At 72.0% G+C, this 15168-nt stretch carries 13 protein-coding genes and 1 tRNA gene; 3 read left to right on the forward strand and 11 right to left on the reverse strand.

Features of this window, described 5'->3' with window-relative positions:
- Positions 1-55 precede the first annotated feature (55 nt).
- Together ABZY57_RS16195 and ABZY57_RS16200 are read right to left on the reverse strand one after the other, a co-directional pair.
- On the reverse strand, positions 56-2263 hold the full coding sequence (locus ABZY57_RS16195) for an MMPL family transporter (protein ID WP_356512303.1): 2208 nt from the start codon (positions 2261-2263) through the stop codon (positions 56-58).
- A 144-nt stretch (positions 2264-2407) separates the two neighbouring features.
- Entirely contained in the window at positions 2408-2998 is a 591-nt protein-coding gene (locus ABZY57_RS16200; RefSeq protein ID WP_356512305.1) for a TetR/AcrR family transcriptional regulator, read from the reverse strand.
- Positions 2999-3207: 209 nt separating this feature from the next.
- Here ABZY57_RS16200 and ABZY57_RS16205 point away from each other — a divergent pair, with 209 nt between their 5' ends.
- Positions 3208-6504: a S41 family peptidase gene (locus ABZY57_RS16205; RefSeq protein ID WP_356512307.1), complete on the forward strand. Its 3297-nt coding sequence runs from the start codon at positions 3208-3210 to the stop codon at positions 6502-6504.
- A gap of 114 nt (positions 6505-6618) precedes the next feature.
- Here ABZY57_RS16205 and ABZY57_RS16210 read toward each other — a convergent pair whose 3' ends face one another.
- The 4 genes from ABZY57_RS16210 to ABZY57_RS16225 form a co-directional block, all read right to left on the reverse strand.
- Positions 6619-6762, reverse strand: coding sequence for a hypothetical protein (locus ABZY57_RS16210; protein ID WP_356512309.1), 144 nt, complete (start codon positions 6760-6762; stop codon positions 6619-6621).
- 78 nt (positions 6763-6840) lie between these two features.
- Positions 6841-7725, reverse strand: coding sequence for an SDR family oxidoreductase (locus ABZY57_RS16215; protein WP_356512311.1), 885 nt, complete (start codon positions 7723-7725; stop codon positions 6841-6843).
- Positions 7722-8693, reverse strand: a complete 972-nt coding sequence (locus ABZY57_RS16220; RefSeq protein ID WP_356512313.1) for an alpha/beta hydrolase — start codon at positions 8691-8693, stop codon at positions 7722-7724. Before ABZY57_RS16220 ends, ABZY57_RS16215 begins: the two co-directional genes overlap by 4 nt.
- Positions 8690-10240, reverse strand: a complete 1551-nt coding sequence (locus ABZY57_RS16225; RefSeq protein ID WP_356512375.1) for an NAD(P)/FAD-dependent oxidoreductase — start codon at positions 10238-10240, stop codon at positions 8690-8692. Before ABZY57_RS16225 ends, ABZY57_RS16220 begins: the two co-directional genes overlap by 4 nt.
- A 220-nt stretch (positions 10241-10460) precedes the next feature.
- Here ABZY57_RS16225 and ABZY57_RS16230 point away from each other — a divergent pair, with 220 nt between their 5' ends.
- Positions 10461-11162, forward strand: coding sequence for a MerR family transcriptional regulator (locus ABZY57_RS16230; RefSeq protein ID WP_356512315.1), 702 nt, complete (start codon positions 10461-10463; stop codon positions 11160-11162).
- Here the strand turns inward: ABZY57_RS16230 and ABZY57_RS16235 are convergent.
- Complete coding sequence (locus ABZY57_RS16235) at positions 11144-11947, reverse strand: exodeoxyribonuclease III (protein WP_356512317.1); 804 nt, start codon at positions 11945-11947, stop codon at positions 11144-11146. The two genes, ABZY57_RS16230 and ABZY57_RS16235, sit on opposite strands and share 19 nt — an antisense overlap.
- 38 nt (positions 11948-11985) lie before the next feature.
- Here ABZY57_RS16235 and ABZY57_RS16240 point away from each other — a divergent pair, with 38 nt between their 5' ends.
- Positions 11986-12486 carry a GNAT family N-acetyltransferase gene (locus ABZY57_RS16240; RefSeq protein ID WP_356512319.1) on the forward strand — a complete coding sequence of 167 codons (501 nt, stop codon included), beginning with the start codon at positions 11986-11988 and terminating at the stop codon, positions 12484-12486.
- 142 nt (positions 12487-12628) lie between these two features.
- On the opposite strand, the gene ABZY57_RS16245 is transcribed toward ABZY57_RS16240, so the two are convergent.
- The 4 genes from ABZY57_RS16245 to ABZY57_RS16260 form a co-directional block, all read right to left on the reverse strand.
- Positions 12629-12702 (reverse strand) — tRNA-Ala (locus tag ABZY57_RS16245).
- A 78-nt stretch (positions 12703-12780) separates the two neighbouring features.
- Entirely contained in the window at positions 12781-13815 is a 1035-nt protein-coding gene (gene glpR, locus ABZY57_RS16250; RefSeq protein WP_356512321.1) for a gephyrin-like molybdotransferase receptor GlpR, read from the reverse strand.
- Positions 13816-13972: 157 nt separating this feature from the next.
- A complete protein-coding gene (locus ABZY57_RS16255; protein WP_356512323.1) occupies positions 13973-14593 on the reverse strand; it encodes a GNAT family protein in 621 nt (206 codons plus the stop codon).
- A gap of 17 nt (positions 14594-14610) precedes the next feature.
- Complete coding sequence (locus ABZY57_RS16260) at positions 14611-15135, reverse strand: MogA/MoaB family molybdenum cofactor biosynthesis protein (protein ID WP_356512377.1); 525 nt, start codon at positions 15133-15135, stop codon at positions 14611-14613.
- Between the last annotated feature and the right edge of the window lie 33 nt (positions 15136-15168).

A 15168-nucleotide genomic window follows, 5' to 3' on the forward strand; every position in this document is an offset into this window, starting at 1 on the left:
GGCCCCGCACCGAAAGGTGCGGGGCCGTTGCGCGTGCGTCACCGCCGATGGCGGGTCAGACGTTGGCCAGCTCGCGGTCCTTGTCGGGACCGGAGCCGTCCGAGGACTCCCCGAGGTGCTTGCGCAGGCTCTCGCCCTCCACGTCCACGTTCGGCAGGAGCCGGTCGAGCCACTTCGGCAGCCACCAGGCCTTGTGGCCGAGCAGGGCGAGGACGGCCGGGACGATGGTCATGCGGACGACGAAGGCGTCGAAGAAGACGGCGATGGCCAGGCCGAAGCCGATCATCTTCACCATCTGGTCGCTGGCGCCCATGAAGCCGGAGAACACCGCGATCATGATGACCGCCGCGGCCACGACCACCCGGGCGCTGTACTGGAACCCGGTGACGACGGCCTGGCCCGGCCGCTCCCCGTGGACGTACGCCTCACGCATGCGGGTGACCAGGAAGACCTCGTAGTCCATGGCCAGACCGAAGACCACGCCGACCATGAAGATCGGCATCATCGACATGATCGGGCCGGTCTGTTCCACCCCGAAGAGGGAGCCGAGCCAGCCCCACTGGAAGACCGCCACGACGGCGCCGAGTGCGGCGACCACCGAGAGCAGGAAGCCGAGGGCCGCCTTGAGCGGGACCAGGATCGAGCGGAAGACGAGCATCAGCAGCAGGAAGGCGAGGCCGACGACGAGTGCCAGGTAGGGCAGCAGCGCGTCGTTCATCTTCTGCGAGAAGTCGATGTTCATCGCGGTCGCGCCGGTGACGAACACCTTGCCGCTTTCGCTGCCGTCGCGAATCTCGTGGACCAGGTCCTCGGTCTGCACCGAGGACGGGCGGTCCTTCGGGACGACCGTGATGACGGCGGCGTCCTTGGCCTCGTTCTGGGTGGCCGGCATGACCGCGGCCACGCCGTCCAGGCCCTTGATCCGCTCGACCGTCCGGTCGGCGAGCGCCTTGTCCCCGTCCACGACCACCATCAGCGGGCCGTTGAAGCCGGGGCCGAAGCCCTCGGAGAGCATGTCGTACGCCTGGCGCTGGGTGGTGGACACCGGCTGGGCGCCGTCGTCCGGCAGGCCCATCTCCAGCTTGCTCGCCGGGATCGCGATGATGCCGAGGCCGATCACACCCGCGAGCAGCACCATGACGGGGCGGCGCAGGATGAAGCGGGCCCAGCGGGTGCCGCCGTTGGGCTTGGGCACGGCGCCTTCGGCGACCGGCTTGCCCTTGCCGAGGAAGCGGGACTTCGTACCGGCGGGCAGCACCTTCTTGCCCGCGAATCCGAGCATGGCCGGGACCAGCGTCAGGGCGACGAGGACGGCCAGGACCACGGTGCCTGCGGCGGCGAAGCCCATCTTGCTGAGCATCGGGATGTTGACGACGGCCAGGCCCACGAGGGCGATGACCACGGTCAGACCGGCGAACACCACGGCGGAACCCGCGGTTCCGACGGCACGGCCGGCGGCCTCGTCGCGCTCACGGCCCTCGGCGAGCTCCGCGCGGTAGCGGGAGACGATGAAGAGGGCGTAGTCGATGCCGACCGCGAGGCCGATCATCATCGCGAGGGTGGAGGTGGTGGTGCCGAGGTCCAGCACGTTGGCCAGCGCGGTGATGGAGGAGATGCCGATGCCCACGCCGATGAGGGCGGTCAGCAGCGGCAGGCCCGCGGCGATGAGCGAGCCGAAGGTGATGACGAGGACGATCGCGGCGATCGCGATGCCGATGATCTCGCCGGAGCCCGTCTCGGGAGCTGCCTGCAGGGCGTCGCCGCCGATCTGGACGTTCAGGCCGTCGGCCTTGGCGGCCGTGGTGGACTCCGTGAGGGCCTCACGGGTGGCGTCCGTCAGCTCCATGCCGCTGACCTTGTACTTGACGCTCACGTAGGCGGTGGAGCCGTCCTGGCTCACGGCCTGGGCCTCGTACGGGCTGGTGACCGAGGAGATCTGGTCCTTGCCCGGACCGTCCTTCAGCTCGCTGACGATCTTCTCGACCCGGGGCTTGACCGCCGCGGAGTCGACCTTCTCGCCGGCCGGGGCCTTGATCACGATGCGGGCGGTGGCGCCGTCGGCGGCCATCCCCGGGAAGCGCTGGTCCAGCAGGTCGAAGGCCTTCTGGGCCTCCGTGCCGGGTATGGAGAACGAGCCTGAGGTGGGTGTGGAGGCGGTTGCCGCGCCGAAGCCGGCGACGAACAGCAGCGCCACCCAGACGAGGGCGACGAATCGGCGGCGCCGGAAGGCGCCCCTGCCGAGGCGGTAAAGGAAGGTGGCCACGTCGGTGGTTCTCCCGTTCGGGTCGTGGGATGGATCAGGGCATGGAATGCCGTTCCGACGACGAGAGCGGCGTGTCAGGAGAGGCAGGGATCGAGCGCGGGGACAGCGCGGGCGGGCGGCTGCCGGGTGAGCAGCCGGGCAGGATCAGACGCCGAGGGCGGGGAAGACCACGGCGTCGATGAAGTCACCGAGGAAGGTCCGGTCGACGGACCGGTCCTCGATGAGCGGGAGGGCGATGAACGCCCCGATGAGCATGTGCGGCACGAAGGCCAGGGCCGGACAGTCCGGGGCGATCTCGCCCCGGTCCACCGCTCTTTGCAGCATCAGCTGCAGGCCGTTGATCTCCGGATCGACCAGCAGGTCCCGCAGCGCCTTGTGGAGCTCGGGGCTCTCGTGCACCGCGTGGGTCAGTCCCCGCATCAGTGCGGTGTCCTTCGCCATCTGGGCGTCGTCGGAGTTCTCGATCATGACACCGAAGTCCCCGCGGATGCTGCCCGTGTCGATCTCCCGGAGGGAGACCGGCTGAGTGCAGCGCAGTGCCTTCGCGACCAGCTCGGGCTTGCTCCCCCACTGGCGGTAGAGGGTGGCCTTGCTGGACTTCGTACGGGCGGCGACCGCATCCATGGTCAGCGCCTCGTAGCCGACCTCGCGCAGGAGGTCGAGGACCGCCCCGTGGAGTTCGGCTTCCCGCTCGGGGGTGATCCGGCTGCGGCGCGACATGACCTCTTCGACCATCTCGGCGTCTCCTCCCGACCTTTCCCATCCGAACGAAACCGTTTCGTACGGATAGACCATACCCCGCCCCCAAGCGAAACGAAACCGTTCCGTTTCGCTTGGGGAGTGGTGTCCGTCACGCCCCGGCCGACGCCCGCCGCGCCCGCGGGATGCCCCATGGATCACCTGTACGAGTTGCCAGCCCCCCTCTGCGCGGAAAGCATTGGGGGGTGAGTCACGACGCGGCGTACCTCCGGTTCCCCCATCTCCACGACGATCTGCTGTGCTTCGCCACCGAGGACGACCTCTGGGTGGCGCCCCTGGTCCCGCCCGGAGAGCCCGCCGGCCGGGCCTGGCGGATCACCGTCGACCGGACCCGGGTGGGCCATCCCCGGTTCTCCCCCGACGGCAAGCACATCGCCTTCACCACCTGGCGCAGCCTGGACCCCGAGATCCACCTCGCCCCCGTCGCGGGTGGCCCGGCGCGCCGCCTCAGCTACTGGGGCGCCACCGACACCCGGGTCTGCGGCTGGACCCCGCCCGACAAGGACGGCCGCAGCGACATCCTGGCCGTCTCCTCACACGGTCAGCCCTTCTCCTACTTCGCCTGGGCGTACACCCTCCCCACAGACGGCAGCCCCGGCGGCCGGCTCCCCTGGGGGCCCGTCTCCGACATCGCCGTCCACGACGAGGACCCCGACGGGGACGAGCCGGGCGAACGGCGCACGCTGCTCCTGACCGGCAAGCCCCCGCACGAGCCCGCCGCCTGGAAGCGCTACCGCGGCGGCGCCACCGGCCGGCTGTGGCTGCACGGCAAGCGGCTGCTGGAGGGCATCGAAGGCCACCTGGACTCGCCGATGTTCGTGGCCGGCCGGATCGCCTTCCTCTCCGACCACGAGGGCATCGGCAACCTCTACTCCTGCCTGCCCGACGGCACGGACCTGCGCCGGCACACCGACCACGAGGAGTTCTACGCCCGGCACGCCTCCAGCGACGGCTCCCGGATCGTCTACCAGTGCGCCGGCGACCTGTGGATCGTCGAGTCGCTCGCCCCGGAGGCCTCCCCGCGCAAGCTGGAGGTCCGCCTCGGCGGACCCCGCGCGGGCCGCCGTACCTACCAGGTCCCGGCCGCCAGCCACGTCGACTCCCTCTCCGTCGACGCCACCGGGCGGGCCAGCGCCGTCGTCGTGCGCGGCAGCCTGTACTGGCTCACGCACCGCGACGGGCCCGCCCGCACCATCGCCGACACCCCGGGCGTCCGGGTCCGCCTGCCCGAGATGCTCGGCAGCGGCGGGCAGGTGGCGTACGTGACCGACGCGGAGGGCGAGGACGCGATCGAGATCGCCTACCTCCCCCGCGCCTCGGGCGACCGCGAGCCGCGCCGGCTCGCCTCGGGCGCGCTGGGCCGCGTACTGGAGCTGCTCTCCGATCCGGACGGGGAGCGGCTCGCGATCGCCTCCAACGACGGGCGGCTGCTCCTGATCGACGCCACGGAGGAGTCCAACGGGGAGGCCAGCGAGCTGATCCGGTCCGACAACGGGCCCGTCACCGACCTCGCCTTCTCCCCCGACGGCTGCTGGCTGACCTGGTCGCACCCGGGCATCGGCCGCTCGCTGCGCCAGATCAAGATGGCCCGGATCTCCGGGCCCGGCGCGCCCACGATCGTGGACGTCACCAACGGCCGCTTCGAGGACGAGAATCCGGTCTTCACCCGGGACGGGCGCTACCTCGCCTTCCTGTCCTGGCGCGGTTTCGACCCGGTCTACGACGTCCACACCGGCGACCTGTCCTTCCCCCTGGGCTGCCGCCCGTACCTGGTGCCGCTGTCCTCGGCGACCCCCTCTCCCTTCGCCTTCTCCCCCGACGGGCGCCCGGCGGCGGGCGGCCTCGACCCCGTCGAGGGGGACTCGGAGTCCGGCGACGGCGCGGTCACCGTGGAGGTGGAGGGTCTGGAGAGCCGGGTGACGCCCTTCCCGGTATCGGCCTCCAAGTACTCGGCCCTCTACCCGGTGCACGGCGGCGGGCTGGTGTGGCTGCGCTGGCCCATCTCGGGCGCGCTCGGCGAGACCTTCGCCAACCCGGCCGACGTCAGCGGCAAGCCGACGCTGGAGTACTTCGACCTGACCAAGGCCCGCAAGACGGAACTGGGCTCCGGGCTGGACTGGTTCGCGGTCAGCGGCGACGGCACCCGGCTCGTGCTCAACGAGGACGGCGATCTGCGCGCGGTCCCGGCGACCGAGTCGGGGGACAGCGACTCCACCGTCTATCTGGACCTGCGGCGCATCCTGCACGAGGTGGACCCGGCCGCCGAGTGGCGCCAGGCCTACGAGGAGGCGGGCCGGCTCATCCGCGCCTACTTCTGGGAACCGAAGATGTGCGGGATCGACTGGGACGGGGTGCTGCGCCAGTACCGCTTCCTCGTCGAACGGGTCGCCTCCCCCGACGAGTTCGCCGACCTGATGCGCGAGGTCCTCGGCGAGCTCGGCACCTCGCACGCGTACGTGTCCCCGGCCCGCCGCAACGAAGGGCCCCCGCACTACCAGCGGGCCATCGGCCTGCTCGGCGCCAACCTCTTCCCCCGTGACGGGGCCTGGGTCGTCGGCCGCATCCTGCCCGGCGAGTCCTCCGACTCCAAGGCCCGCTCCCCGCTCGCGGGCACCGGCATCCGCGAGGGCGCGGTGCTCACCCACGTGGACGGCCGCCCGGTGGACCCGGTCACCGGCCCGTACCCGCTGCTGTCGGCGGCGGGCGGCACCACCGTGGAGCTCACCTTCGAGCCCGCCGAGGGACAGGGCCGCGCGCGCCGGGTCGCTGTCGTCCCGCTGATCGACGAACGGCCGCTGCGCTACCAGGACTGGGTGGCCAAACGCCGTGCGGTGGTCCGGGAGATCAGCGACGGAAAGTGCGGCTACCTGCACATCCCCGACATGGGCGGCTCGGGCTGGGCCCAGTTCAACCGCGACCTGCGCGCCGAGATGTCCAAGCCGGCCCTGCTCGTGGACGTACGCGGCAACGCCGGCGGGCACATCAGCGAGCTGGTCGTGGAGAAGCTGACCCGCTCGATCCTCGGCTGGGACCTGACCCGCAACGCGCAGCCCGTCTCCTACGCCTCCAACGCACCCCGGGGGCCGATCGTGGCCCTGGCCGACGAGGCGACCTCCTCCGACGGGGACATGATCACGGCCGCCTTCAAGCTGCTGGGTCTCGGCCCGGTCGTCGGCCAGCGCACCTGGGGCGGGGTGGTCGGCATGACCGGCCGGCACACCCTCGGCGACGGCACGGTGATCACGGTGCCGATGAACGCGGCCTGGTTCCCCGAGTACGGCTGGTCCGTGGAGAACCAGGGCGTGGAGCCCGACCTGCCGATCCTGCGCACCCCGCTCGACTGGGCGGAGGGGCGGCACGCGCAGCTCGACGACGCCGTCCACCTGGCACTGGAGTTGCTGGAACAGGACCCGGCCGCGGTCCCGCCCGGCTACACGGACGTACCGGACCGGCGCCGGCCGAAGCTCCCGCCGCGGGGGTGAGCGGGCGGGGCCGGCCGGCCCGCCCGCCCCCGGCGTGCGAAAGGGGTGCGCCCCGGAAACGGCGGGTCGCACCCCTCGGCGCGTGGTTCAGGTACCGCTACGTGCTACGCGGCGCTACTCCTCGAAGGTGTCGCGGGCCTTGTCCTCGGCCTGGTCGACGGCCTGCGAGGCGCGCTCGGACTCGTCCTGCTGGCCGGAGGCCTTCGCCTTCTCGGCGAGTTCCCTGGCCTTGTCCTGGAACTGGTCCCTGATACCCATGTGTCCTCACTCCTGGAGCGGTGTTCGGTAAGGGGAACCCGACCAGTCTCACTCAGGTGGACATTCCTCGCATTCCGGTCAGCTTCTCGGGCTGCGCTCCTGCTCGTCCGCGGCCCCGCCGGCCCCCACAAGTCCCTTGGAAACACTGGCCAGTCGCGGTTCGAACCTCTTCATCTCGCGCTGACCGACGGTCGAGATGATCCCGGGCAGGTACCCGCGGAACCCCTGCATGCCCCGGAGCCACCACTGCGCGTACACGTGCGCGGAGCGGCGCTCGATGCCCGCCACGATCCGGTCGACGGCCGGCCCGAGCGGGTACGTCCGGTTCGACGGCCACGGCAGCCGCTGGCGCAGTTCGCGCATGACCTCGTCCTGGTCGGCGCCGCGCACCATGTCGGTGTCGGTCCAGGAGAGGTAGCCGACGCCCACCTTGACCCCCTTGTAGCCGACTTCGGCGCTCAGGCAGTGTGCGAAGGCCTCGACCCCGGACTTGGAGGCGCAGTAGGCGGTCATCATCGGCGCCGGGGTGATCGCCGCGAGGGAGGCGATCTGCAGGAAGTAGCCGCGGCTCTCCATGAGCACGGGCAGGAAGGCGCGGGCGGTGACGGCGCCGCCGATGAGGTTGACCTCGATGACCCGGCGCCAGGCGTCGGGGTCGGAGTCCACGAAGGGACCGCCGGAGGCGACGCCCGCGTTGGCGACGACGATGTCCACCTTGCCGAAGCGCTGCTTGACCTCCTGCGCGACCCGGGCCATGGCCTCGTGGTCGGTGACGTCGGCGTACCAGTGGTCGCTGTCGGTGTGCAGCCGCTCGGAGACCTCCTTGAGGGCCTCGGGCTCCAGGCCCACGAGGGCCACCTTCGCGCCGCGGGCGGACAGTTTGCGTGCGAGCAGTTCACCGACCCCGCGCGCGGCCCCCGTGACGACGGCGACCTGACCTTCCAGACTCCTGCGAGCGCTCACGGGGTCTTCTCCTTCGCGGGGTGACTGACATCTGATCGGGCGGCATCGGAGCGGGCGGCATCGGAGCGGCTGACGTACGCCTCGGCGAGCTCGCGCAGGGCGGCGGTGACCGCCTCCGGGGCCTCGATCGGGCTCATGTGCCCCACCCCGGTCAGTTCCGTGAGGCCCACGCAGTTCGGCAGCGCGGCCGCCAGCCCCCGGGCGTGCACGATCGGTGTCAGCCGGTCGCTCTTGCCGCCGAGGACGGCGGTGGGCACGGTGAGCGCGGCCAGCTGCGCGTCCAGGTCCAGGGCGGCCAGCACACCGGACCACGCGTGCCGCACCGGGGTGGGGCAGGCGTGCACGATCCGCGCGCAGGCCTCGACCTTGTCGGGCGCGGAGCCGGGGCCCATCGTGGCGTACTTCAGCACCTTGCGGGCGACGGGCGTGACGGGCCCGAGCGGGGCCCGGGATCCGAGGACCGCCCCGGTGACACGGGTCCTCACGCGGCCGGCCCGCCAGGGCAGGACCTGCGCCTCCTCGACCAGCCGGCCGCTGCCGGTGCTGCACAGCAGCGCGGCCGCGGCGTGTTCGGCGAACTCCGGCCGGGCGGCGGCGGCCATGACCGTCATCCCGCCCATGGAGTGCCCCGCGATGACGGCCTTCTCGCCGGGGGCGAGGGTGGCCCCCAGGACGGCGACGAGGTCGTCGGCGAGGGCGGCGGTGCCGTAGCCGGAGCCGACGGGGCTGCGGCCGTGGCCCCGCTGGTCGTAGGCGATGACCCGGTGCCCGCTGGACAGGGCCCGTATCTGCGCGGCCCAGAAGGCGGTGGAACAGGTCCAGCCGTGCGCGAGCACGACGGCCGGGGCTCCGTCCTCGCCGTGCACCTCGACGTGCAGGCGCGAACCGTCGGCGGAGGTGGCGACCAGCTCCCGGCGGGCGGCCGGCGGGGCGTAGGGCCCTGCGGTCACGTGCGTCAGGCGGCTCACGAGGCCTCCTCCTGCACCGCTTCGGTCCCGCCGGCCGCCGGGACCCGTTCGCGCTCCCGCTCCCGTTGGCGTACGACCTCGTACTCGCCCAGGTCCACGCCCAGCGTCTCCTTGCGGAACTCCCCGGTGGTGCCCGGCCAGACCGTGGTGTTGCGGCCCTGCGCGTCCAGGTACCAGCTGGTGCATCCGCCGGTGTTCCACACGGTCCGCTCCATCCGCGCCTGCACCTGCCGGTTCCAGGCGTTGACCGCGGACGGCCGGGCGGCGAGGGCGACCCGCCCTCCCGCACCCCTTCCACCGAGGACGGCGAGCTGGCGCATGTAGTCCGCCATGTAGTTCAGCTGCGATTCGATCATCAGGATCATCGAGCTGTTCCCGAGCCCGGTGTTCGGCCCGATGATCGTCATCCAGTTGGGGAAGCCGGCCGCGGTGGCCCCGCGCAGCGACTGCATCCCGTCCTTCCAGACCTCCGCGAGGGTCTTGCCGTCCACGCCCACCACCCGGTCGGCGATCGGCATGTCCGTGACGTGGAAGCCGGTGCCGAAGACGATCGCGTCGACCTCGGTCTCGGTCCCGTCGGCCGCGACCAGCACCGAGCCCCGGATCTCCTTGAGCCCGGAGGCCACGAGGTCCACGTTCGGCCGGGCGAGCGCCGGGTAGTACTCGCTCGACAGCAGGATCCGCTTGCAGCCGATGCGGTACGAGGGCGTCAGCTTGGCCCGCAGCTCCGGGTCCTTGATCGAGCGCCCCATGTTCGCCTTGGCGAGCGATTCGATCAGCCCGAGCTGATGGGGCCGCTTGGTGAAGGCGCTGACCTGGAGTTCCCGTATCCCCCACAGCAGCCCGCGGCGGGCCGCCCGGGTGAAGGGGAGCTGGCGGTGCAGCCAGCGCTCCACCGAGGTGATCGCCCGGTCGGTGCGCGGCATCACCCACGGCGGGGTGCGCTGGAAGAGGGTGAGGCGCTCCACCTCGGGCGCGATGGCGGGCACGATCTGGATCGCGGAGGCGCCCGTACCGATCATGGCGACGCGCTTGCCGCGCAGGTCGTAGTCGTGGTCCCAGCGGGCGGAGTGGAAGACCTTGCCCGGGAAGCCGGCCAGCCCGGGCACCTCCGGCATCTTCGGGTCCGACAGCGGTCCGGTGGCGGAGACGACCACGTCGGCGGTGAGGTCGCCGCCCGAGGTCTCGATCTCCCAGCGCATCCCGTCCGCGTCCCACCGCGCCATCCTCACCTCGTGGTTCAGGCGGATGTGGCGGCGCAGCCCGAAGGTGTCGGCGACGTGCTCCAGGTACTCCCGGATCGCGGGCTGGCCTGAGAAGGTGCGGGGCCAGTCGGGATTGGGGGCGAAGGAGAACGAATACAGATGGGAGGGCACGTCGCAGGCGCACCCGGGGTAGTTGTTGTCCCGCCAGGTGCCGCCGACGGAGTCCGCGCGCTCCAGGACGACGAAGTCCGTGATCCCCTCGCGCCGCAGCCGCACCGCGGCGCCCAGCCCGCCGAACCCGGACCCGATCACCGCCACGCGTACGTGCTCGCGCCCGTCCATGCCACCGCCCATGCCAGCCACCTTCGGATGCCGATGCCAACGCCCAGTCAGATGCTGCCAGCAATCACTGGCACAATCGGGAGAGTAGAGCAGCTCCGTACTCATGGGTAGGGGTCGCGCCGGGAAAGTTACCGGGAGTACGCCCTAGGCTGCGCACGTGCCGCACAATGCGACGCAGGACGCGGCGCCACCCACCCGAGCCACAGAAGCAGGGACCACAGTGCGCGAATACCGCACGGAAGAGCTGGCCGAGGCCGCCGGCATACCCGTACGCACCCTGCGCTTCTACCGTGAGCGCAAGCTCCTGCCGCCACCCCGCCGCGAGGGCCGCATCGCCTGGTACGACGACCAGCACCTGGCCCGGCTGCGCACCATCGCCGCCCTGCTGGAGCGCGGCCACACCCTGGGCGGGATAGCCGAGCTGACCGTCGCCTTCGAGAACGGCCGCGACGTCGGCCAGCTGGGTGAGCTGCTCGGCATCGGCTGGTCCGAGGAGACCCCGGTCCGCCTGACGCCCGAGGCCCTCGCCGACTACTTCGAGGGCGAGGTCACCCCGGAGAACCTGGCGGCCTCGCTCGACCTCGGCTACCTCGCCGCCGACGGCGAGGAGATCGTCCACGTCAGCCGCCGGCTCCTGGACGTCTCCTCCGCCCTGGTCCGCGAAGGCGTACCGCTCTCGGCCGTCCTGGAGGCGGGCCGCCGGGTCCGCGAGCACGCGGACGCGATGGCGGCCCTGTTCACGGAGCTCATCTCCACGCACGTCTCCGAGGAAGCGGTCCCGCGCCTGCGCCCGCTGGCCAAGAGCGTGGTCGAGGCCGAACTCACGATGGCCATGGACCGCCTCCGCCCGCCGGCCGCGGGTCAGGCGCCCGGCCCGACCCCTGAGGCCCGGCAGAGGACCCCTCAGGCGCCGAGCTCGTAGACCACGGTCACGGGCGCGTGGTCGGACCACCGCTCGGGGTGCGCCTCGGCCCGCTCCACGAACGCCTTGACGGCCCGTGCGGCCAGCCCCGGCGTCGCCACCTGCAGGTCGATCCGCCAGCCTGCGTCGTTGTCGAAGGCCCGCCCACGGTAGGACCACCAGGAGTACGGCCCCTCGGTGTCCGGGTGCAGGCTCCGCACCACGTCCACGTACCCGGCGGTGCCGTAGACCTGCCCGAGCCACTCGCGCTCCTCGGGCAGGAAGCCGGCGTTCTTCCGGTTGGTCTTCCAGTTCTTCAGGTCGGCTTCCTGGTGACAGATGTTCCAGTCACCGCAGACGACGACCTCCCGGCCGTCCGCGGCGGCCCGCACCTTGAGCTCCTGCAGGTAGGTGAGGAACTCGCCCATGAACCGGTACTTCTCGTCCTGCTTCGCGGTCCCGGCCTCTCCCGAGGGCAGGTAGAGGCTGGCGACGGTCACGCCCGGCAGGTCGATCTCCAGGTACCGCCCGCTGTCGTCGAACTCCTCGCTCCCGAATCCGACCCGCACCCGCTCCGGCTCCCGCCGCGAGTAGAGCGCGACCCCGGCCCGCCCCTTGGCGGCGGCCGGCGCGAACACGGTGTGCCACCCCTCGGGCGCCCGTACCTCGTCCGGAATCTGCGCCTCCTCGGCCCGCACTTCCTGCAGGCAGATGACGTCGGCGTCGGACCCGGCGAGCCACGGGGAGAACCCCTTCTTGGCGGCAGCGCGGATCCCATTCACATTCACGGAGGTCACAGAGAACATCCCTGCACGATAGCCGGAGCGTTCCGTAGGCTGTTCGGATGTCTCAGGAGATCCAGCTCCGCGCCGTGTCGTACGACCACCCGGACGCGGTCAAGCTCAACGACCAAGTGCAGATCGAATACCAGGAGCGCTACGACGGCGAGGGCGATGTCACCTTCCTCGACCCGGCGATGTTCGCCCCGCCGAAGGGCCTCTACCTCCTCGCCTACGACGCTTCGGGCACGCCGGTCGCCAGCGGCGGCTGGCGCAGCCACGAGGCGAACGACGAGGGCTACGAAGAGGGCGACGCCGAGCTGAAGCGCATGTACGTGGTCCCCGAGGCCCGCGGCCTGGGCCTGGCCCGCCGCATCCTCGCCGCCCTCGAAGCGGACGCCCGCGCGGCCGGCCGCCTGCGCATGGCCCTGGAGACGGGCGACCAGCAGCCGGAGGCCATAGCCCTCTACCTCTCCGAGGGCTACACGATGACGGACGCCAAGTTCGGCCACTACCGCTTCTACGACTCCAGCCGCTGCATGACGAAGCAGCTGAACCCGGCGTAACCGGGCCCGAGTCGGGCGCGGCCGGACCCGGCCCGCGCCCGGCCTCGACCCGGTCCGACGCAGAACGCAAAAGATCCCGCCCGGTCTTGCGACCGGACGGGATCTCATGACGTTCCGGGAGCTACCCGTGAACTGTCGTTTGTGGACCTGTGGGGATTTGAACCCCAGACCCCCTCGATGCGAACGAGGTGCGCTACCAGACTGCGCCACAGGCCCTTGCGACGTGTGAAACATTAGCATCCCCTCGCGGGTGCTCCAAAACCGGTATCGGGGAGCGTCCGCGCAGGTCATCGATCACTCGTTCGCGGCGCGCGGCCGCTCGTCGCCCTCGTACTGGTCGAAGAGGGGCGTACGGGCCGCGTCGCGCGGGCGGGTCCGCGGCGACGGGGTCGAGGGGGCCGACGGCTGGGCACGCAGGCGGGGTTCGGTCGGCTCCGCCGTGCTGGACCGGGCGGCGCTCCAGGGATCCGGGGTCGCCGGGCCGGTGGCGCGCGGGGCGACCGGGGCCGTCACGTACGTCGGCAGCGGCACCGGGACGGGCTCCCAGCTGTCACCGCGGGCGGGTCCGCGCTCGCGTTCGCGCTGCTGGTCCACCCACTCCGCGTGGTCGGTCTGCTCGACCAGGGCGCGCCGGCCGGCCTCCTGCGGGGAGACGGGTGGCGCGGGGTCCGGGTCGGAGCCGGCCGCGGCCGTGCCTTCGGAGTGCTCGGGGTGCCGGCGCCGGGGGCGGTTCTCGCGCAGGTGGCGGGCGGCCGCCTCGGCGCGCCGCCGGTCCATGGTGAACTCGTAGCGGCGCCGCTCCTGGACCCGCAGGTGCACGATGTAGGTGCTCAGCAGCAGGGCGGGCACAGCCGGCGCCCACAGGTACTGGAGCCCGCCGACGGCGGCGGCGACCGCGCCGAGGGTGAAGATCAGGAAGAGCAGCGCGGTGGTGCGCCGGCGGCGGGCCAGGACGACCAGGCGCTGCTCGCGGCGGGCCCGCTCCACGCGGTCGGCCCGCTCGGAGGCGGCCGATCTCGGCTCGGACCGGGTCGGCGGGGGCACGACGACGGCCCGGGCGTCGGCGGCGTCCACGGGTTTCACCGTTTCCGTCGCGGCGTCCGGGTCCGCGGGGGGCTGGGGCTGCGCCTCCTCGTCACCGCGCTCACGCAGTCCCTTGGCGTAACGGCGCTCCATTCCCGCCCGGCCGGAAAGCAGCCGGATGGCGGTGGAGAAGCGTTCCGTCGGACGGGCTTCGTTCAGCTCGTCCTGCCTCCGGAGCCACATGGGCACCAAGTAGGCGGCCCAGGCCCCGACAATGACTGCGTAGATGAGGCCGCTGCTGCTCACACCCCACACCGTAGAGGGGCGCGGCCGGGCGGATCCGCCAATTGGGACGGCGTGTCGCACGATCTCGCTGATATCACGGACTTTTTTTGTGATTCTTCGGATCAGGTTATGGGCGAATCGGTCATTGAGCGAAGGAATTCGAACAGATATCGGATTTCTATTGTTCGGAGGACTGCGCGGGGCCGTGCGGATGACGTTCACGGTGCCAGCGGCGCAGCAGTCCCTCGCGCACTTCCTCCGCCGTCAGCGCGTAGACCAGGTGATCGCGCCAGGCCCCGTCGATGTGCAGGTACCGCGGGCGCAGGCCCTCCTCGCGGAATCCGAGCTTCTCCACCACCCGTCGGCTCGGACCGTTCTCCGGCCGGATGCACACCTCGATCCGGTGCAGCCCGACCTTGGTGAAGCAGTGGTCCACCGCCAGCGCGACCGCCGTCGGCATCACACCGCGGCCCGCCACGTCCCGGTCCACCCAGTACCCGACGTGGCCCGCGCACATCGAGCCCCAGGTGATCCCGGCGACCGTCAGCTGGCCCACCAGGCGGCCCTGGTACTCGATGACGAACGGCAGCATGCGCCCCGCGTTCGCCTCCGCCCGCAGGTGGCGCACCATCTGGCGGTACGTCGGCCGCTGGATCACCGGGCCCCAGGGCGCGGGCGGCGGGATCGTCGCCTCCCACGGCCGGAGCCAGTCGCGGTTGCGGCGGTTGACCTCGCGCCAGGCGGTCTGGTCCCGCAGCTTTATCGGCCGGAGCGTGACATCGCCGTCCGACAGCACCACCGGCCAGGAGGGGCCGTTCAGCTCGTGCTCCCAGGCGGTCTGACCTCGGGACGAGGGTGGTCGCCGCCACGGATCTGGTCGACGGCGTGCAGCAGGACGCGGGACAGGACCGCGACCCCGTCGCGGACCCCGCCCGTGGAACCGGGCAGGTTCACGATCAGGGTGTGCCCGGCCACGCCCGCCAGGCCCCGGGACAGGGCCGCGGTGGGCACCTTCGCCAGGGACTCGGCCCGGATGGCCTGCGGGATGCCCGGGATCTCGTAGTCCAGGACCCGGGCGGTGGCGTCGGGGGTCCGGTCGGTCGGCGAGATGCCGGTGCCGCCGGTGGTCAGGATGACGTCGTACCCGGCGGCCACGCCCTCGCGCAGGGCCGCCTCCACGGGGTCCCCGTCCGGGACCACGCGCGGGCCGTCCACCGCGAAGCCGAGCGCGCGCAGACCCTCGGCGAGGACCGGGCCGCCCTTGTCCGCGTACACGCCCTGCGAGGCCCGGTTCGAGGCCGTGACCACCAGTGCGCGCAGCGCGGGGGCCTGAGGCGTCACCGGAGCCGGCTCGGGGGCGGGGGCGTGGCTGTG

The sequence above is a fragment of the Streptomyces sp. NPDC006450 genome (assembly GCF_040612195.1).
In the GTDB taxonomy this organism is placed as follows: Bacteria; Actinomycetota; Actinomycetes; order Streptomycetales; family Streptomycetaceae; genus Streptomyces.